The sequence below is a fragment of the Paraburkholderia solitsugae genome (genome assembly GCF_013177695.1).
Lineage (GTDB): Bacteria > Pseudomonadota > Gammaproteobacteria > Burkholderiales > Burkholderiaceae > Paraburkholderia > Paraburkholderia solitsugae.
This window is the reverse complement of the sequence record NZ_WOEY01000127.1, coordinates 39,133-57,119: the sequence shown is the minus strand read 5'-3', so window position 1 is coordinate 57,119 and position 17,987 is coordinate 39,133. Positions and strand designations below refer to the sequence as shown.

The following is a 17,987-nucleotide window of genomic DNA, read 5'->3' as shown; positions in this document are numbered from 1 at the left end:
TCTGTCAGTAAAACGATAAGGCTAAAAAATCAATCCGCGTGAATCACCGGCTCGAGCTTGCGCTGGAGCTTGATCGGCGGCACACGGCGGCTTTGCCACACGGACACCACGGCGATGATCGCCGCCAGCGCGAGACCCAGATGAATTGCCGAAACGAGCGCCTCGCGTGCACTCTCGAGCAACATCGCGCCGTTGTGGCCCGCGTGCGTCAGTTGACCGAGCAAGGCGGATTGCGCATCGCGATTGATCAGGATTTGCGGGTCGCCAAGGTCGGAGAACCACTGCGATGCGTGATCGTTTTCAAGCGCGCCGCGTACACCACTTGCGTACATATGGGTGATTAGCGTGCCGGTCAGCGCGGTGCCGATCATCCCGCCGATCATCCGCAGCGACTGCAGCAGCGCGGTGGCGATACCGAGGTGTTCGCGGCCGGCTGTCTGCTGCGCGAAGATCGTCAGATTCGGCATGACGAAGCCGAGACCGAGGCCGCCGAGCACCATGAACGACATCAGCAGCCATTGCGGCATGGAACGCGTCGCGACGACCACACCGAGGCACGCCAGCGCCACTAGCGCAAAGCCGATGTACAGCATCAGATTCGGATTGCGCACACGCGAGACGATACGTCCGTTGGCGATACTGCCGATCGTGATGAACACAACGAGCGGCGTAATGACGAGCCCCGCTTCGTTCGGCGACATCCCGAAGCCGCCCTGGAACAGCAACGGTGCGTAGAACAGCAACGAGAACATCGTGAAGCCGCCCAGCACGGCCAGCGTGAAGAGCGCGGCCAGACTGCGATTGCGGAACATGTCGATGGGCAAAATCGCTGTCGGGCAGCGCTTTTCCCACTGCCACAACCCGTACGCCGAGGCGACGCTCAAGGCGAGCAGCGCGAAGGCGCTCAATGTGACGCCGTGCTTCGGCAACATCTCGACGAACAACTGCAGCGAGCCGAGCGCCACCGCGATCAGCAGCGCACCCGGCCAATCGAGCCGCATCTTCCCTTCGTGTTCGACATGCCGCAGATGCGGCAGGAAGCGCCAGACGAAATACAGCGACAGCAAACCAACCGGCAGATTCACGTAGAACACCGAGCGCCAGCCGTAGTACTGCGTGAGAAAACCACCGAGCGACGGCCCCACCGCATTCGCGATACCGAACGCCGAACTCATCAGCACCTGCCAGCGCAGTCGCACGACTGAGTCGGGGAAGAGATCGGGAATGCACGCAAAGGCGGTGCCGACCAGCATGCCGCCACCAATGCCCTGCAAGCCGCGAGCGAGCACGAGGAACAGCATGTTGTTGGCGGCGCCGCACAGCACCGAAGCCCCCGTGAACACGACGATCGATGCGATCACGAACGGCTTGCGCCCGTAGTAATCGCCGAGCCGGCCGAAGATCGGCACGGTAATCACCGAGGTCAGCAGGTACGACGTGGCGACCCACGCGTAAAGCTCGAAACCCTTCAACTCCGAAACGATCGTGGGCAAGGCGGTGCCGACCACTGTCTGGTCGAGGGCGACCAGCATCGAGACGAAGGAAATCCCGAGCATCGCCAGTAGCGATTCACGGAAAGGTAAAACTTGCCCACTCGAGTGGTGGGCTGCGGTATGGACAGTCATTTTTGATAGAGCAACAGTTGACTCGTCAAACGATTGGGAATCATACCACGAGGTGATGCTCTAAGCTGGAGCGCGCTGGAACGGTTCATCGCGCTGGCAATCGACTGAAGAATGGACAACACATGACGCCAGGGAGGCACATGGAGCCGAGTTCGCTCGCAGCACAATCGTTATCGGACGAAGACCTGAGCGCGCTGCGACGCGCGAAACACGAACTGGAGAGCCCCGCGCTGGCGATGAAACTGGCGAGCATCGTCGGCTCGCCGCTCGAAAAATTGCTCTCGCGCATGCCGGCTTTTGCCAATGAAAAGGTCACGGATGCGACGGAACTGGCGTTGCGCAAATGTCTCTCGATCGCGCTGCGCACACTGGGGCGGCAGGCCGGTGCCTCGCCCCTGATCGTGCCCGACAAACCGAGCAACCTGCTGCACAAGTTCGCCGTGGCCACCACCGGCGCGGCCGGCGGCGCCTTCGGTCTGTTCGCACTGCCCGTCGAGTTGCCAGTCACGACCACACTGATGTTCCGCTCGATCTGCGACATCGCGCGCAGCGAGGGCGAGGATCTGACTTCGATCGACACGCAGTTGCAATGCCTGACGGTGCTCGGCATGGGCGGCACCTCGAAAGCCGACGACGACGCCGACTTCGGCTACTTCATCATGCGCGGCGCGCTGGCGCAGGCGGTGTCGAAGGCTTCATCCGAAATCGCGACGAAAGGCTTCACCGCGCATGGCTCCGCGGCCTTGCTGCGTCTGCTGAACACGATTGCCTCACGCTTTTCGGTGCAGGTGAGCGAGCAGATCGCGGCCAAGTCGATTCCGGCGATTGGCGCGGTGCTCGGCGCAATGGTCAACACGGTGTTCATCGACCACTTCCAGCAGGTCGCGCACGGTCACTTCACCGTGCGGCGGCTGGAGCGGCGCTACGGCCAGGAAACGGTCGAGGCCGCCTATCAGGCGATGGACGTCACCCTGGATGGCTGAGCGGCCTTCGTTGCGCCGCTCGTCACACGCCGCACAAAAGCCGCGGCGCGGTCGAGCGCGCGGTTCGCCTCGGGAATGAACGGAGAGAACAGCGGCCAGACGTGCGGCATCTTCTTCCACACCTCGAATTCGCAGTCGACGCCCGCCGCGCGCGCCTTATCGGCAACGCGTTGCGAGTCGTCGAGCAAGACCTCGGTGCTGCCCGCCATGATGAAGAGCGGCGGCAAGCCGTGCAGGTCGGCATAGAGCGGCGAAGCGTAGGGATGCGTGGCGGGCGTTTCGCCGAGATAAAGCCTGGCGGCGGGCCCAATTGCGGGACCGCTGAACATGGGATCGAGACCGTCGTTGGTGCGGATGGTGTCGCCGGTAGCGGCCAGATCGGTCCACGGCGAGAACAGCAGGCAGCCTGCCGGCAGCGGATCGCCGGCGTCGCGCAAGGCGACCAGCGTAGCGAGCGCAAGGCCGCCGCCCGCGGAATCCCCCGCGATCACGATCGACTCGGGCGGCGTGCCGTCCGCAACCAATTGACGGTAGGCTGCGGCCGCATCGTCGAGCGCGGCCGGAAAGCGGTGCTCCGGTGCGAGCCGGTAGTCGAGGGAAAAGATCGGTGCGTTCGCACGCGTGGCCAAGCCGAATGCGATGGAGCGATGCGTCAGCGGCGAACAGAAATAGTAGCCGCCGCCGTGGCAATACAGTACGGTCGGGCCGTTCCCGGAAGTCGATACGCTGTCAGCGCGCTCGAACCACTCACCCCGCAGCGGCCGATCGTCCGGCCCGTACAATTCGCGCAGACACCAGCCACCGGGCACGCGCGGCGACCAGGCGCGCCGGCTCGTAAGCGCACGCGCTTTCTCGACATTGACACCCGGCTTGAGGGTTTGCGGTCGAAACTGCTTTCGCAGATACCAGCACGCGAGTGCGCTTTGCCAGCTCATTGGAACACGCTCCTTCGATAGTGTCCCGTCATGGTACGTGTGTTCGCCACCGCGCCGGTGGACGATGGCTTCTAATCCTGAAAAAGCCCGCGCGCCACGGGCAAGGCTTTCCTTTTACTTAGTTCGCCGGCAAAACCTGCCCGCGAATCTCGCCCGTCGGGTTCTGCTCGGTGTGGACGTTGAAGTACCACTGCCCCGCCATCAGGTCCGTCACCTGCTGTTCGGTGAGCGCCGCCGACCCTTTGATCGGGCTCGCGAGCGCATCCTTCGCAATCGGCACCTGGACCTTGGCGTTCTGCCCGACCGGCGCGGGACCTTGGAAGTGCGCAGCGGTGGCCGGGCCGCTCAGCGCTTCATAGGTGATCGTCCATTGCAGGGACTTGGTCGACGTATCGAACGTGGCGTTCAACATGCCATGCCCGTGACTCACGCGCGGCGGCACTTCGCTCGAGGGCTCGAGATCGGCCTTCAGCGCCACCGTATCCGCGAAGGCGACGCCCGACGCCAACGCCCATACCACCACAGCAAAATTCAGTTTTCGAAGCGCGATCATGGTCTTCTCCGGACTTTGACGCACTGCCGCACCGAAATGTCGGCGACGCGCAGGGCCACCACATACTAGTGCAAATCCGTCGAAGCTGTTTGCGCAGACCTGCACGAGGTCTTCGGCGTACAGATCGGTGCGTCAGGACAGCGCGTAGTCAGTCTGCAGACCGAACTGATTCCAGTGGTTCGACCCGTTCGACGTGCCACGCGTGTGCTGCAACGCCAGGCGGTGCTCACCGACATGGATATTACGATCCTGTCGGAGCATCATGTTTCGGCGGACCTGATGAGCGGTGCGCTTGTGCAGGTACTGCCGGACTACCCGATCAAAGGGGCGGACAAGGAAGTCTCGTTGGTGTACCCCGGGCGCCGGCACGCGTCCGCCCAAACACGCTTATTTGTCGAATTCACCGTCGACTATTTTCGAAACAGAGCCGGGTCGACGCTTTCATCGATATTTACAAACAGTTAATTGCGCATTTTGTAATGAATCTTTTGCGCAGCTCCGGTTATGCTTCTTTCTGCGAGAAGTGACTCCTTCATCGAGGGATGTCTCCAAATCCTTAACGCGGCTTCGGCCGCGTTTTTTTTCGCCCTCCCGATTCGCCGCCTGGATTCACTCTCGAGCGCGCCAATGCGATCATCTGAGCAAAGCGCTACAGCCTCGCCTCGCTGCTGCGCGACAAAACGTCACGCCAGCAGTGCAGCCGGCTCCTCGATTCCATCCAGCATCGCATTGCACTTGCTCGCCAACGCCAGCCCGTCGCTGCGCAAGCGTTCCGGCGCCTTGACGGCAATGTCCCGGCGGTAGTCCCTGCACGCGACGTTCATCCCGGGCTATGCCAAGTGCATCTTCTCGTCGTCATGCTAGGAGACCGGCACGACGTCTCGTCGGCTCCGCGCCGGTTCTGCACGCAATCTTCAGAGATCACGCCGTGCTCGACGGCGAAGCGGAACGACTCCGCGTCGCTGTGCAGGCCGAGCTTGCGCATCGCGGTACATTTCTGGGCGCTGATTGTCTTGACACTGCGCCCAGAACGCGCGGCGATCTCTGTTACACCAAGCCCAGAGGCGTATTGCGTGAACACCTGCAGTTCGCGGCGCGACAACAATTGCCGGACAAAAATCGAACCGTTGCGCGATCGTTGCGTCGGCAATCAGCGCGCGCACCACCGGTGCCGAGATAACACTCGCGAGCCCGTGCCGTGACGACTGCCACGTGAATCGGATCGATCCGGTCGCGTTTGCTGATCAGCCCATCGACAGCGAGCGCGATGACCTTTCTCAGCGCGGCAGCTTCGGTTTCCATGGTGAGGATGACGAGTGCAACATCGGGATAGCGCATCTGGAACTGCCTGACGGCTTCCAGTCCGTCTCCATAGAAACCTCCATGCATGTAGAGGTCCATGAGAACGAGGTCGCATGGCGTACGGTCGACTTCCTTAAAAAGGATCTTCGCGGAAAAGTGTGATGGTTTTTCATGATGAAAACGTCGGAGAGCCGATCTGGGCAAGGGTTTGCGCGTCTTGATGGCCTCGCGAAATCGGGCATGATTTTGCGATGGCTACTTCACGCAAACGCAAGCGTCTTTCCGACGCATACCGGTTCGACGGTTTCCGTCCTTGCGAAGCGCTGCGCGGTGTCTTCGGTGATCGCATGGCGCGCGTCGTCACGCTGGCTCGGCGCTCAAAAAAACGGCCTGCAAGGGATGTGGTCGACGGTGCTCGATACACGATCGCAGGGTGCGTCGCGTTCGAGATCTGCCAAACGGCGATGTACGGATTTACCTGGAACTCGAGGCTCGTCGGGTCCGCTGTCGATGCGATGGCAGCGTGAAAGGCGAACGACTGAGCTTTCTGGCGGATAACCCTCACTACACGAAGCGCTTCGCGTGGTACGTCGGTCGTCGCTGTCGCGAGAGCACGGTCAAGGACGTGGCTGACGAACTGCAATTGCACTGGCACACGGTCAAGGACCTCGAGATGCAGTACATGCGGGCGCAGCTGGAGCGGTTCGGCACGCCCGGGCCGAAGGTAATCGGCATCGACGAGATTTCGATTGGCAAGGGACAGACGTACCGCATTGTTGTGAGCGACCTGATACGGGGCCGTGCGATCTGGTTCGGTGGCGAAGATCGAAAGGAGGCCAGCGTGCATCAGTTCTATGACTGGCTTGGCGAGAAAAAGGCCCGCGGCATCCGGCTTGTCGTGATGGACATGTGGCGGCCGTTTTACAACGTCGCGCAGGAACGCGTGCCGCATGCGGGCATCCTGTACGACAAATTCCACGTCATAAAGCAGCTCAACGAAGCCCTGGATGAAGTGCGCAAGAGCGAATACGCTCGCCTGCAAGGCGAGCAGCGGCGCTACATCAAAGGCCAGAAGTACGTTCTGCTCAGTCATCGTGAGAACCTGTCGATGGAAGGCAGGGACTCCTTGAAAACGCTTCTCGCAGCGAACCGACGTCTGAATACCGCGTACTTGCTCAAGGAGTCGTTCGGGCAGTTGTGGGACTACGAGCGCGAAGGCTGGGCATGTCGCTTCTTCGAGAACTGGAAGTCCAGCCTGAAGTGGCAGCGTTTGAAGCCGTACGAGAAGTTTGCCGCGATGGTCGAGCGTCATTGGGACGGGATTGCTTCCTATTGCAAGCCAGAAAACAAGGTGCCGCTCGGCTTCGTTGAGGGACTCAACAACAAGATTCGGGTCATCCAACGACGCGCGTACGGATTGCGAGATGAGGAGTATCTGCGCCTGAAGATCCTCACTTGCATGCTGCCTCGAATCTGAAAAATGGCGATTTTTCATCACACTTTTCCGCGAAGAACCCTTAAAAAGTTCCGCAGCGTCAGCGGCGCGACCGACGATTTGCATATCCGGATAGCCCAACATCAGATTTTCGATCGCCAACAGAACGAGTGGATGATCGTCCGCGATGATGGTTCGAACAGGTGTACTCAAGTCGGCGTTATCGTTCATCGTCTCTTTCTCCCCCTTCCCTGGATTCCCTGTCGCTCTCTCCGGAGCAACTGGCCCTGCCGCGATCATTAAACATATTTCGGCGAATAAAAATAAGATCGCTCTGAATTATCTCAATTCACTCACTCGAATAATTGATTAGCTATGCGATTTAACTTCCATAAACTCCATGTGCGCGAACATAAGCGAAGAGGCCGGGATCATTGGCGACGCCGAGTTTGGCCACTGTTTCACGTTTTTGACGGGTGACGGTTCGGCGATGACATCCAAGCGCCACCGCGATCTCGGAGATCGAGTCGCCACGTACGAACATTCTTATCACTTCCGCCTGTCTGCGGGACAACCGTGGAACCAGCGGCAGATTGCAGGCTTCGTCCCGAGGCTGGGCAAGCGCTTCGATGATGGAATGGCCGATGTAGACCTCCCCCCTGCCGGCGGCCTCAATCGCTTGCTAGAGTTCATCTATTGTTTCCATTTTTCTGAGCGTGCTGACAACGCTGACTAACACGATGGCACGCAGAATCGCAATGTTCGTCAGCGCCGTCATCACGACAATGTTCAACGATGGCCAGCCAGATCGGATTCGCCTGACAAGATGCAGGCCGTCTTCAACCGCGCCAGATTCCTCCGGCATCGTCAGGTCGGTGACGAGCACATCGCATGGCGTGCTCAGCAGCAGTTTGATCAATGAAATAGGCGTAGCCGCTTGGCCAACAATGATCACACCGACATGCATTTCCAGCGCGGACCGAACGCCAAGCATAACGAAATGATGTTCGTCCGCCAGAATGACTCGAAGGTTCACTATGATTTCTCTCAGTTGTTGTCGGTGTATTCGGCGAACGCGCAGGGGAAATCCCACGCGCTTCACACTTGCTTTAACGGCCCCAGACCTAGGATCACGTGCCAGAGTCGGCCATAAAACCACCGCTACAACCGGGCGAAAATCGGAGCGTTCCGAAACCCGCCGACAATTTAATATTCCATCGCGAATCCATCAAAATAGGAGTGCGTATTTATGCAATTCGAATATTCTAAAGTTTTTCTCTCGCTGTTTATTTCCAGCTGAAAAACAAAACAACGATGAGAGCGCACCCCACCGCTCCCATCGCCCGGAAAATAACGACTAGGACCGATAGCATCACGCCGCCGGCCACCCTTGCCCCATCATGTGGCATCACAAGCGCGTGCCGCCGCCAGCTTGCCGGCACGAGCCGCACGCGGAAATACCGGTAGCGCGATCAATGCGCACACGCTGGCTACTGCCCACACCATGGGCCACGAACCCACCGACAACAGCGGCGGAATCGCGAGCGGCGTCAGGAACAACGTGAGAAAGACGCAGGTGTTGCCGATCGCGAGTGCGGTCCCTGCGCGGTTCGTCCCTGCGAGCGTCGCGAGTTCCGTGAAAGCCACGCCGTGCCATGCGGACGCGCTTACGCCGCCCAGCACGATCATCAGCGCGAACACCACGGTCATCGCTGCGTGGTGCAGGCCGGCCAAGCCCGTCACCAAAGCGAGCGAGGCGAACAGCACCGCCGTCAGCACGCTGCAGGCGCGCATGTAATCGCGTCGATTTCCGCGCCGGTCGGTCCACGCACCGCTCCAGACCCGCGCAATCGCCGCGCCCGTTTGCACCGCCGCCATCGTCACGCTGATTGTCAGCACACCGGCACGGCTGAAATCGTGGAGGAAGACGGTCCCGAACGTCACGACGGCAAGTTGCGGCACGCATAATGCGCCGGCGCCAAGCGCCACACGCCAGATGCCGATGTCGCGTAACGGCGAAACCTTCGCCGGCGTTGCACCCGCTGCGCTCGCGTGGCGAGCCGCACCCGCACCATTCCCTTCGGCATGCGAAGGTTCGTGCAGCCAGCACCAGGCGAACCCCGCGGTGATCGCGCACGCAAGCGCCAGTAGCGTGTACGCGCTGGCAAAGCCGAATCTCGAGGCGAGCGCCGGCAGGATCAGCGCCCCCAGGCCACCGCCGGCCGGCACCGCGGTCTGCCGGATACTCATCGCGAGGCCGCGCTCACCCTCGCGAAACCAGGCCATCACCGCGCGGCCACTCGAACCGTTGACGCTGCCGCCAAGCAGGCCGACCAGCAGCAAGCCGAGCGCGAGCGTCGCCACGCTCGGCACATGCGCGCCGGACGGCACCACGAACAATGCCAGCCCGGCTAGCGCCGCGGCAGTCGAAAGAAGTCCGAGCAGCAGCACGCGGCGGTCGCCCCAACAGTCGGTCAGGAGGCCCCATGGCAGTTCGCTGACCGCAATGCCCAGACCGAGCATGCCGAGGACCAATCCCAGCCCGTCGTTGCCGAGGTGATAGCCCGAACGCAAAAACACGGCTGTGGTCGGAATCCCTGAGAAAGCAGCCGAAAAACTCGCGTTCGCCGCAAAGCCGACTCCCAGCACCTTCCACCGATGACTTGCTGCACGCGTACCCGAGACCCGCACGGCAGCAATCGATTCGTTTCCCATGACAGCCTCTGCAATGAATGAATTGGAGGTATCCTACGGCTGGGCAAACCATCGGAAAAGCCGGAAATTCAAATGTCTTCCATCGGATATACCGAATCATGAGCCAACGCGGATTTGACCTGACACAGTTGCGCACCTTCGTCGCCGTCGCCGAATCGGGCAGCGTCTCGGCGGGTGCGGAGCGTGTGTTCCTGTCGCAGTCGTCAGTGAGCGAGCAGTTGAAGAAACTCGAGGAGCGCGCCGGCCAGCCGCTGTTCGTGCGCAGCAAGCAGGGTGTGAGCGCCACGCCGGCCGGCAGCCGCCTGCTCGATCACGCGCGGCGCATCATCGCAATGAGCGAGGCGGCGTTCGAAGACCTGCACGGCCGCTCGCTCGACGGTGAATTGCGCATCGCCATCACGGACTACTACCGTCCGCTCGACATCGCGCGCATCCTTAAGACGTTTTCGGAACAGCACCCACGCCTGAAGCTGCACGTCACCGTGCTGCCGAGCGCCGTGATCGACAGCAGCGCCGGCGACGATGCGTCGTACGACATCGGCCTCTCGTTGCGGCTCGTCACCGGGAACACGCGCTTCGCCGGCCGGCGCGCCGACGCACCAAGCACGGTGGTGCGGCGCGAGAAATTGCTGTGGGTCAGCGCGGCCGATGCCAGTCCGCGACCGGCCACGCCTTATCCGCTGGTATTGCTGCCGTCGAGTTGCCAGTTGCAGCGCTTCGTTGTGAAGCTCCTCGACGAACACAAGGTGCCGTATCTGGTGTCGCATTCGGCGTCCGGCGTGGCCGGCCTGCAACTGGCGTTGAAGGCCGGGCTGGGCATTTCCTGCCTGAACGAATCGTCGATCGGTGGGGGCGTGGTGGCCTGCCCATCGAATGTCGGGTTGCCCGCACTACCTCCCGTCGAGTTTCATCTGTTGCCGGGGCGAATCGGCGAAAGCGAACTTGTCAGCAATGCACGCACGGCGTTGATGCGCCTCTTCAGTTGACGCGCCGGGCGTCGACGCACACGTTGCGACTTATGAATCCCGGCAGCAACAAAGAGCAGTACATCAATCGCATTCGACGATGCAGCCCGCACTCAAACCAGACGCAGAATAAATATTGAAGGCGCTCTATTCGACGCCTATGCTGATCGCGTCAACCTTTCTCAGCGCAGCGACAGAACCACCTCGCCGACCGGCAAAAGAAGAAACCCCGCTTCCTGTCTGAAAGACAGCCACCGCCGAAGTCAACCTGCGAGCCTGCTCCTCCAGCGAACTAGCCGCAGCAGCAGCCTGCTCAACCAGCGCTGCGTTCTGTTGAGTCACCTCATCCATCTGCGCAACAGCCAGATTCACCTGATCGATCCCAGTACTCTGCTCAATCGCCGCCGCCGCAATCTCACTCATAATCGAACTCACGCGAGAAATCGCCTCGACAATCTCAGTCATCGTCGAGCCCGAACGCTCGACCAACTGCGACCCTGCCTGCACCCGCGCCGTCGAAGCATCGATCAACCCTTTGATCTCCTTGGCCGCCGCGGCACTTCGCTGTGCCAACGACCGCACTTCGCTCGCCACCACCGCAAAGCCACGCCCCTGCTCGCCCGCGCGCGCCGCCTCGACCGCCGCGTTCAGCGCCAGAATATTGGTCTGGAACGCAATCCCTTCGATCACGCCGACAATGTCGGCAATCCGCCGCGAGTCGTCGACGATGCCATGCATCGTGCCGACCACCTGCTCGGTCAGATCGCCGCCCTGTGCCGCCAGGCTCGAGGCGCCCTGCGCCAGCGAGCTCGCCTGCTTCGCGTTGTCCGCCGTCTGCTTGACCGTCGAGGTCAGCTCTTCGATGCTGGCCGCCGTTTCTTCGAGCGACGCAGCCTGCTCCTCGGTACGTTGCGACAGATCGGTATTGCCCGCCGCAATCTCGCTCACGCCCGTATCGATCGATTCCGTACCGTGACGCACGGCATTCACCGTCTCGATCAGCGAGTCCTGCATCTTGCGCAGCGCCGCCGCGAGACGACCCATTTCGTTATTGCTCGTCACGTCGATCGGGCTGGTCAGGTCGCCATTGGCAATCCGCTGAAACTGCGCAATGGTCGCGTCGACCGGGCTGACTATGGCCCGCACCATGACCGCCCGCCCGATCAAGGAGCCCAGCAGCGACAGCGCGATGCCAATCGCCACCGCAACACAGATCGCGTAAAACAGGTCCTGCGCATCCTGATAGCGCTGCGCGCCGTGATCGAGTTGCAATTGCTCGAGCGTAAGCATGGCCTTTTCATACGCGCTATAGAGCGATGGCAGCTTGTGCGCCTGCAACTGCTCGAATGCGGTTCTGTCGCCGGACTTGAGCGCTGTCAGCGCCGGATCGACGCCCTCGTGCAGGAAGGTGTCGCGCTTGTCCTGCATGTCCTTAATCAGGCGCTGTTCATCGGCATCCGTGCTCGCGCGGCTCATATAGTGGGCAAGGCGATCGTTCGATGCTTTCTGGTACTGATCAAAGCGCTTGAGCACTGCGTTCGCGCCGTCCTGATCGTTCAGATCGACCAACGATGCGTAGGTCGCCAGCGCCAGACGCAAGCGCAACAGCTGTCCGGCACTGCCTTCGAGATCGGCGACGGCGGGCGTGTCCACGGTGTACATCTGCTGTAGCGACGCGTTGCTCGAACGCAACGACAAAAGACCGGCGGCGGCGCCAAACAGCAGGACGACGCCGAAGAACACAATCATTAAGGTCAGGCAGGTTCGAATCGACAGATTTTTCAGCATCGGGCTTGTCTCCATTGGGCTGCCTGACCGAATGTTCAGAGAATTAGCCTCGGTCACGCGTGCTGCGCCCAAGCCCATACGGCCAGGTCCGCAACTTTTGTTTGAAATTTAAGCGAATGCCACATAAATGGTCTACGGCGGGATGACGGAAAACTTTATGGTTGATGGCGCATACGTCTGCGATACATCAACCTCCGAGAGGAAGTCAGCGGCCGCTCACGCAAGGGCATTTGCGGGACTACCCGGGTGGTCGGCGGGCGGTGGTTGGTAGAAAGTGGCGAGGCACGCGTCTCCGGAGCATTTCTATGTCAGAAATAGGCTCGGCTCTGCTGGTTTTCGCTTTATTGCTCGTCGGAACCGGCCTCGGCGTGTGGGTGCGGCCGCTGCTGCCCGAGGAGCACAAGGCGCACGAAACCGTGCAGCTCATCCAACTGGTTATGGGCATGCTGGTCACGTTTGCCGCTTTGGTGCTCGGGTTGATGACGGCGTCCGCGAAGGCCAGTTTCGATACTGAATCGAATGATTTGCGCACCTTTGCGGCTGACCTGATCGAATTCGACACAACCATGCGGGAATACGGCAGCGATACCGATGAGGCTAGGCGCCTGCTTCGTGTGTACACCGCAGCCGCGATTGCGTCGACATGGCCAAACGAACCGGCCCCAGCCGGTGATTATCCGAGGGACATCGGAACGCAGGACAACACGCAGAAGCTGGAGAACGTGCGGCTCGGCGATATGCTGACCGCGGTGGGCAGGCAGTTACGGCAACTGCGGGCGCACGATCCGTTACAACAGCGCGCGCTCGATGATGCGTTGACGCAATATCGGCGAACGGTGGATGCTCGATGGAAGATCATCGAGGAAGCGCACAGTTCAATTTCCCGGCCTTTTTTCATGACGCTGACGTTCTGGTTGTGCGTGATTTTTCTCAGCTTCGGATTGATTGCGCCGCGCAATGCCTTGGCATTGGTCACGATCTCGCTTGGAGCCGTCTCTATTGCTTCCGCTATCTATGTAATCGTCGATCTGGATACGCCGTTTACCGGGCCGATTGTTATTTCCAGCACGCCGATGAGAGATGCGCTGGAGCACCTCAGGCGGTGACGATTTTTTACCTTTCGCTGCGGCGTGATCTGTACCAGGCTGCGCAGTTTCGGGAGCAGTATCTCGTTACGATTCGCACCGATAGCGGCGTGGCCCGCATCGAGATGAAGGAGGACGAACAGCCCCGAAACGCATGCACTTATTTGCAGCCGGTTCAACCACAACCGGCTTCCGCCCCGGCTCAAAACTCAGTCTGCAGAGTGGGGCAAATTTAATTTGGCCCGGTCTAACTCGGCTTCAGAACCGATGACGCAGTCCGACGACCACAACTTCCTGGGTGCTCTTCCCGGCAGCGATACCCAGCGACCCCATCGACGCCTCTGCCGCCCCAAACCCGTTTTCACCCAGCGCGTGCTGATACCCTCCAAATGCGTAGACATCAGTACGCTTCGAAAGGTTGTAATCTGCGCCAACGTTGAATTGATGGTACTTCGCCGAGGAATCTCCTACGGCTCGAGTGTAGTTATAGGCTCCGATCACCTGGAAAGCGGGGGTCGCTTGCCAAATCGCAAATACTGATCCGTTGTGATACTTCTCTGCATCCTGGTATGTTGACGCAGCATCAGGGACGTATCGAGAGTAACTGTAGGCGGCGCCTACAGTGTAACTTCCAAGAACATACTGCCCACCCACCCTGGCAATATCGATGCTCCGCGCCGATGCGTACGCGCTGTTGACCGGTGAGTTAAAGATCGAATCGGACGAAGATACACCGCGTGCTGAGAGAGTAGGATTGCCGTTGTCGATGTGAAGATATCCACCCGCGACGCTTAGGGCAGCGCCGGTATAGGCGAGTGCTGCGCTATAGGTCTGACCGGAGCCGGTCGCCCCCGCAACGCCGCCAAACGCATACATGATTGATCCCTGGACGCCGTTCCACGTTGGGCTCGCCCACTTGACCGAATTGTTGAACCTCGCACTGCTATCGTAGTTATCAACGTCACCAGGGGTCGCGAACCATCCGCTGTAGACATCGGCTGTCAGAAGCTGCAACAGATCTGTGATCGGGTCGTACTGGCGCCCAAGGGTGACCGTACCGAGTCTGTCGTTCGCCAGGCCCACATACGCTTGCCGGCCGAACAGCTTCTCATCATGATCGGCCTCTCCTGTCCCACTATCGAAGCCATTTTCGAGATCGAAAACGGTGGACGTGCCACCTCCGAGGTCTTCCGTACCTTTAAGCCCCCATTGGGAAATCGAAAGATTGCTGCTCTGAAACTTCCACTGCGACGATTGACCGCCACTGTTGTGAATGTAAGCTATGCCGCTGTCGACGGCGCCATACAGCGTGACAGCGCTTTGTGCGTGCGCATACCCGCAGATAAGCGTTGCACAAATGCCCAATGCGATTGGTTTCTTTTTCATCCTTTCCTCATGTTTCAGCGTTGTTGAGTTTTAATGACGTACGGGATAGAGGGATGCTGGCCACCCCGCCAGAAAATTCGAAGCGAAGACAAACAGAGTTTTGCCCGACGTCAAACGTGTCCGTTTTCCCTTTTCGGACACCTGGGTTCATGAGGCAAAAGACAAACCAAGTACTAGCGACCCTCTAATTTCTTAGTATTCCTTATTTTTATTGATAAACAATCTACGACTCACATTCTTCATCATCCGCAAATCCAAAACGAAATTACGATAGACCGGCATCCAGAAAAAAACGTTTCACCGTGGCGAGGTTCTATCCGATGCCACAGATCCAGTACGAGGCAGGAAGACCTCGTCCATGAGCGGCAACGCATAAATACCCAGCCCTCCTCTTTTTCTGTGGGGCTAAGGTAGCTGTCCTGGCGATCAATTTCCCCCTCGCGTTGTTGGACTACCTGCCTTTTTCTGATGCTACAAAAACCGCCCGGCTTGCCGGCTCGGTGTACTGGGGAATCACATCAATGCGTGCGCTGTAGCGCTGCTCGCGGTGCGCAGCATGTACGTATGCGGCAATATCTTCCATTGGAGCGAACCAGACGTCGCCGCGATTCAATGCGCTTTCGATGAATCCTTCAAATATGTCCCAGCGAGAAAGACGGCCGACGACAAATGGGTGAAGTACAGGCGTCCATATACCGCCGTACTTGTATGCCGTCTCAAACTCCTGTTCAAACGTTTCGAAGCCGCTCTTCGGCGCCCGGATCGGCATCATGTAGTTGAGGTCAAATGACTGAACATATTGCGGCCAGTCGTCGATTCCCCAATGCACAGGGAGCTCAACGAGCTGCTGCCCCGTGACACGACTCTGAATCAGGTACGGAATATCGTCGCCCATCAGGGACGTGTCGTAGGTAAAACCCCGCGACAACAGGAGATCGAGAGAATCGTCGGAGAAATTCGAGAGAGGGGCGCGCCAGCCGCGCGGACCAACGCCAGTTGCCTTCCGGATGATCTCAACCCCGAGATCGAGCCAATATGCCTGTTCGTCCTGCGACTGTCCGACGGGGTTTTCATGCAGGTAACCGTGATGACCTATCTCATGGCCGTTCTCGGCGATAAGGGAGACTGCTTCGGGATATCGTTCGATACACCAGCCGGGGATGAAGAAAGTCTGGCGAATACCCAGTCGTTTATAGGACGCCACGATCCGGGGGACAGCGACGGTAGGCCCGTATTGCAACATCGACAACCCGGACACGCGCTTATGGCCGTCAGACGGGTGCGCGAGATGTATCAGGCTATCCGCGTCCATGTCGAACGTCAAACATGCGGCGCATCTGGCGCCGTCAGGCCACCTGATCGGATTTTTGATCATTACATTTACCCGTGGTTGTTTTAATCGCGTCCGTCTCGGTTTTGCCAAAACGAAACCCATCGCCGAATGCACGCGGAGCCTGTCGAGACTTGACGCCTGATTGAGGGTGTGCGTTCAACTGAACCTGAATCCCAATGCTTTTGAAACCAGATTCGCCTGTTCCTTTACAAGCAACCCGATCCGGTCCGGCGTAGGCGCCAATACTCGGGCTGTTGGGCCCGGCACACTAATGGCGGCAATTGCCACCCCATCTTTTCCGCGGATAGCCGCGGCAATACAACTCACGCCGTCCTCGAGCTCGTCCTTTTCGATCGCATAGCCTCGTTCGACCACGCCTGCGAGGTCATCACGGAATGAATCCTCGTCGACTATCGTTTTGCTGGTCAACTGTATCAACGACTGCCTTCCAAAAATAATGTCGAGCGCCCGGGAATCGCGCTGCAACGCCAGAATGGCCTTCGCTGACGCGGACGTGTGCGCAGGGAACGTAGCACCGACGCCCGGCACCATTCGAAGCGCATGCGTGCCCTCTACCTGATCGACATAAACGGCGTCCGTGCGATCCAGTACTACGAGATTGCTGGTCTCACCCGTTTGCCGCGTGATGATTTCAAGTTTGGGTCGAACCAGATCACGCAGGGCAAATGTCCGGCGGGTGATCGATGTCGAAAATCGCAGCATCCGGTTTCCCAGAACATATGACTTCGACTCACCGTCTCGTCCGACGTAGCCACAATCCAGCAGCGTCGCGAGCAATCGATGAACCGTGCTCGGAGACATGCCCGTTCGCTTCGTTATGTCTGAAAGACTGGCGAGCCCGTCCTGCGATTCGGCGAGCACGTCCAGGATAGCCAATCCCCGCAGTAGCGACTGCACGTTGCCACTATTCATGGTCTCGTGACTCCCCATCGGTCCAGGCACCGAAACATGAGGATGCAACTCTGTGGACAACTGTTGTCGCAGCATGATGCGGGGCTTGTCATATGGTCTTGATCCAAGTGTCAGCGTCCAATTTAGTCGCTTCAACAGCCTATTTCCGCGCTGTGGAAATTCAAAAAAATATCGCCAATCTCGACTGTCGCTCAGCCTCCCGACAAGTGACTGGTGCTGTACTTATAGAACGACGCGAGGATCGCTGATCCGAGGCCTGTCAACGCACCTCATCCCATGCCCTGACGTCCGTTCGTATCTGGTACGTTATCACGGCAAATGGAGCCCCATCGAAGCATTGTGTCCGTGCCGGGTATGGTCCAGAAGGCGCGTGCGAGACGATCATCGACGGGCAGGGCCAAGGCGCACCAGCCTCTCGGCGGCAATGAGCAACGTCGGGACACGCGCTTTGGGTTGTGGGAGATGCGCCGCTGAAAACAACACTGAGGCAGCAGGGGATTAGGTCACCAACAATATGAATTCGTCGACCTGAGGCTTGAATGCGAACTCATAGAATCGATCCCCACCAACGGTTTTTAGTGTCAACTCGCCAAGGCTACTCGTCGAAGCGTTGTGATAGCACCGCTCAGACAGGTGTTCTGACTGCGGTGATTTCAAACTTGCACAACCGTGCGGCATTCAGGTTTGTTGGCGCAAGCTGCAGGATATTTTGAAACGGGGAATAAGCGATCGCGTGGTCGAACGACTCTACCGGTCAAAACCTCGACCGGATCTTTGGAAGATCCGGTCAATGGCTAACATCCGCCTCCACAAAACTGAATCAGGCGCCTTATCATTTTCTGCCACGCCGTCGCCGGCTCGCAGGATGGTCTCGCACGCTGGCCGCATTGCGGCACCGCAATTGCTCATCTCGTTGCGACCCAGTCAAACAAACGAGGGGCGCGCGAGC

At 59.4% G+C, this 17,987-nt stretch carries 15 protein-coding genes and 3 pseudogenes; 5 read left to right on the top strand and 13 right to left on the bottom strand.

The window, feature by feature from the left end:
* Positions 1-29: 29 nt before the first annotated feature.
* Complete coding sequence (locus tag GNZ12_RS31740; RefSeq protein WP_172316058.1) at positions 30-1,625, bottom strand: MDR family MFS transporter; 1,596 nt, start codon at positions 1,623-1,625, stop codon at positions 30-32.
* A gap of 140 nt (positions 1,626-1,765) precedes the next feature.
* Here GNZ12_RS31740 and GNZ12_RS31735 point away from each other — a divergent pair, with 140 nt between their 5' ends.
* Entirely contained in the window at positions 1,766-2,608 is an 843-nt protein-coding gene (locus GNZ12_RS31735) for an EcsC family protein (RefSeq protein WP_172316094.1), read from the top strand.
* Here the strand turns inward: GNZ12_RS31735 and GNZ12_RS31730 are convergent.
* Positions 2,578-3,543 (bottom strand): alpha/beta hydrolase, encoded by a 966-nt coding sequence (locus GNZ12_RS31730; RefSeq protein WP_172316057.1) that lies wholly within the window; start codon positions 3,541-3,543, stop codon positions 2,578-2,580. The genes GNZ12_RS31735 and GNZ12_RS31730 overlap by 31 nt on opposite strands.
* A 118-nt stretch (positions 3,544-3,661) precedes the next feature.
* Positions 3,662-4,096, bottom strand: a complete 435-nt coding sequence (locus GNZ12_RS31725; RefSeq protein ID WP_172316056.1) for a CHRD domain-containing protein — start codon at positions 4,094-4,096, stop codon at positions 3,662-3,664.
* A 204-nt stretch (positions 4,097-4,300) separates the two neighbouring features.
* On the opposite strand from GNZ12_RS31725, the gene GNZ12_RS31720 reads away from it, so the two are divergent.
* On the top strand, positions 4,301-4,561 hold the full coding sequence (locus GNZ12_RS31720) for a LysR substrate-binding domain-containing protein (protein ID WP_172316055.1): 261 nt from the start codon (positions 4,301-4,303) through the stop codon (positions 4,559-4,561).
* Positions 4,562-4,779: 218 nt separating this feature from the next.
* Here the strand turns inward: GNZ12_RS31720 and GNZ12_RS31715 are convergent, their stop codons facing one another.
* Both GNZ12_RS31715 and GNZ12_RS31710 read right to left on the bottom strand, forming a co-directional pair.
* Complete coding sequence (locus tag GNZ12_RS31715) at positions 4,780-4,920, bottom strand: hypothetical protein (protein WP_172316054.1); 141 nt, start codon at positions 4,918-4,920, stop codon at positions 4,780-4,782.
* A pseudogene (locus GNZ12_RS31710) lies at positions 4,917-5,539 on the bottom strand (LuxR C-terminal-related transcriptional regulator); the annotation flags it as partial. The pseudogene GNZ12_RS31710 and the gene GNZ12_RS31715, both read right to left, overlap by 4 nt.
* 250 nt (positions 5,540-5,789) lie before the next feature.
* Between GNZ12_RS31710 and GNZ12_RS31705 the strand changes: the two are divergent.
* A pseudogene (locus tag GNZ12_RS31705) lies at positions 5,790-6,875 on the top strand (ISL3 family transposase); the annotation flags it as partial.
* A 42-nt stretch (positions 6,876-6,917) separates the two neighbouring features.
* On the opposite strand, the pseudogene GNZ12_RS44625 reads toward GNZ12_RS31705, so the two are convergent.
* From GNZ12_RS44625 to GNZ12_RS31695, 4 genes and pseudogenes are all read right to left on the bottom strand, one after another.
* Positions 6,918-7,064, bottom strand: a pseudogene (locus GNZ12_RS44625) (response regulator transcription factor); the annotation flags it as partial.
* Positions 7,065-7,215: 151 nt separating this feature from the next.
* Positions 7,216-7,407 carry a helix-turn-helix domain-containing protein gene (locus GNZ12_RS45380; RefSeq protein WP_328806092.1) on the bottom strand — a complete coding sequence of 64 codons (192 nt, stop codon included), beginning with the start codon at positions 7,405-7,407 and terminating at the stop codon, positions 7,216-7,218.
* A gap of 108 nt (positions 7,408-7,515) precedes the next feature.
* A complete protein-coding gene (locus GNZ12_RS45375) occupies positions 7,516-7,869 on the bottom strand; it encodes a response regulator (RefSeq protein ID WP_328806091.1) in 354 nt (117 codons plus the stop codon).
* A gap of 362 nt (positions 7,870-8,231) precedes the next feature.
* Positions 8,232-9,548 carry an MFS transporter gene (locus GNZ12_RS31695; RefSeq protein WP_172316053.1) on the bottom strand — a complete coding sequence of 439 codons (1,317 nt, stop codon included), beginning with the start codon at positions 9,546-9,548 and terminating at the stop codon, positions 8,232-8,234.
* A 98-nt stretch (positions 9,549-9,646) separates the two neighbouring features.
* On the opposite strand from GNZ12_RS31695, the gene GNZ12_RS31690 reads away from it, so the two are divergent.
* Positions 9,647-10,534, top strand: a complete 888-nt coding sequence (locus GNZ12_RS31690) for a LysR family transcriptional regulator (protein ID WP_172316052.1) — start codon at positions 9,647-9,649, stop codon at positions 10,532-10,534.
* Between the two features lie 126 nt (positions 10,535-10,660).
* Here the strand turns inward: GNZ12_RS31690 and GNZ12_RS31685 are convergent, their stop codons facing one another.
* Positions 10,661-12,301, bottom strand: a complete 1,641-nt coding sequence (locus GNZ12_RS31685; protein WP_172316051.1) for a methyl-accepting chemotaxis protein — start codon at positions 12,299-12,301, stop codon at positions 10,661-10,663.
* Between the two features lie 305 nt (positions 12,302-12,606).
* On the opposite strand from GNZ12_RS31685, the gene GNZ12_RS31680 reads away from it, so the two are divergent.
* Complete coding sequence (locus GNZ12_RS31680; RefSeq protein WP_172316093.1) at positions 12,607-13,407, top strand: bestrophin-like domain; 801 nt, start codon at positions 12,607-12,609, stop codon at positions 13,405-13,407.
* 237 nt (positions 13,408-13,644) lie between these two features.
* Here GNZ12_RS31680 and GNZ12_RS31675 read toward each other — a convergent pair whose 3' ends face one another.
* From GNZ12_RS31675 to GNZ12_RS31665, 3 genes are all read right to left on the bottom strand, one after another.
* On the bottom strand, positions 13,645-14,772 hold the full coding sequence (locus GNZ12_RS31675; RefSeq protein ID WP_172316050.1) for a porin: 1,128 nt from the start codon (positions 14,770-14,772) through the stop codon (positions 13,645-13,647).
* 451 nt (positions 14,773-15,223) lie between these two features.
* Positions 15,224-16,147 (bottom strand): polysaccharide deacetylase family protein, encoded by a 924-nt coding sequence (locus GNZ12_RS31670; protein WP_172316049.1) that lies wholly within the window; start codon positions 16,145-16,147, stop codon positions 15,224-15,226.
* Between the two features lie 114 nt (positions 16,148-16,261).
* Positions 16,262-17,038 (bottom strand): IclR family transcriptional regulator, encoded by a 777-nt coding sequence (locus GNZ12_RS31665; protein WP_172316048.1) that lies wholly within the window; start codon positions 17,036-17,038, stop codon positions 16,262-16,264.
* Between the last annotated feature and the right edge of the window lie 949 nt (positions 17,039-17,987).

Excerpts from the sequence above, each read along its gene's own strand:
- GNZ12_RS31740 (WP_172316058.1), bottom strand. The coding sequence starts at position 1,625 with ATGACTGTCCATACCGCAGCCCACCACTCGAGTGGGCAAGTTTTACCT.
- GNZ12_RS31735 (WP_172316094.1), top strand. The coding sequence starts at position 1,766 with ATGGAGCCGAGTTCGCTCGCAGCACAATCGTTATCGGACGAAGACCTG.
- GNZ12_RS31730 (WP_172316057.1), bottom strand. The coding sequence starts at position 3,543 with ATGAGCTGGCAAAGCGCACTCGCGTGCTGGTATCTGCGAAAGCAGTTT.
- GNZ12_RS31725 (WP_172316056.1), bottom strand. The coding sequence starts at position 4,096 with ATGATCGCGCTTCGAAAACTGAATTTTGCTGTGGTGGTATGGGCGTTG.
- GNZ12_RS31715 (WP_172316054.1), bottom strand. The coding sequence starts at position 4,920 with ATGAACGTCGCGTGCAGGGACTACCGCCGGGACATTGCCGTCAAGGCG.
- GNZ12_RS31695 (WP_172316053.1), bottom strand. The coding sequence starts at position 9,548 with ATGGGAAACGAATCGATTGCTGCCGTGCGGGTCTCGGGTACGCGTGCA.
- GNZ12_RS31690 (WP_172316052.1), top strand. The coding sequence starts at position 9,647 with ATGAGCCAACGCGGATTTGACCTGACACAGTTGCGCACCTTCGTCGCC.
- GNZ12_RS31685 (WP_172316051.1), bottom strand. The coding sequence starts at position 12,301 with ATGCTGAAAAATCTGTCGATTCGAACCTGCCTGACCTTAATGATTGTG.
- GNZ12_RS31680 (WP_172316093.1), top strand. The coding sequence starts at position 12,607 with ATGTCAGAAATAGGCTCGGCTCTGCTGGTTTTCGCTTTATTGCTCGTC.
- GNZ12_RS31675 (WP_172316050.1), bottom strand. The coding sequence starts at position 14,772 with ATGAAAAAGAAACCAATCGCATTGGGCATTTGTGCAACGCTTATCTGC.
- GNZ12_RS31670 (WP_172316049.1), bottom strand. The coding sequence starts at position 16,147 with ATGATCAAAAATCCGATCAGGTGGCCTGACGGCGCCAGATGCGCCGCA.
- GNZ12_RS31665 (WP_172316048.1), bottom strand. The coding sequence starts at position 17,038 with ATGAATAGTGGCAACGTGCAGTCGCTACTGCGGGGATTGGCTATCCTG.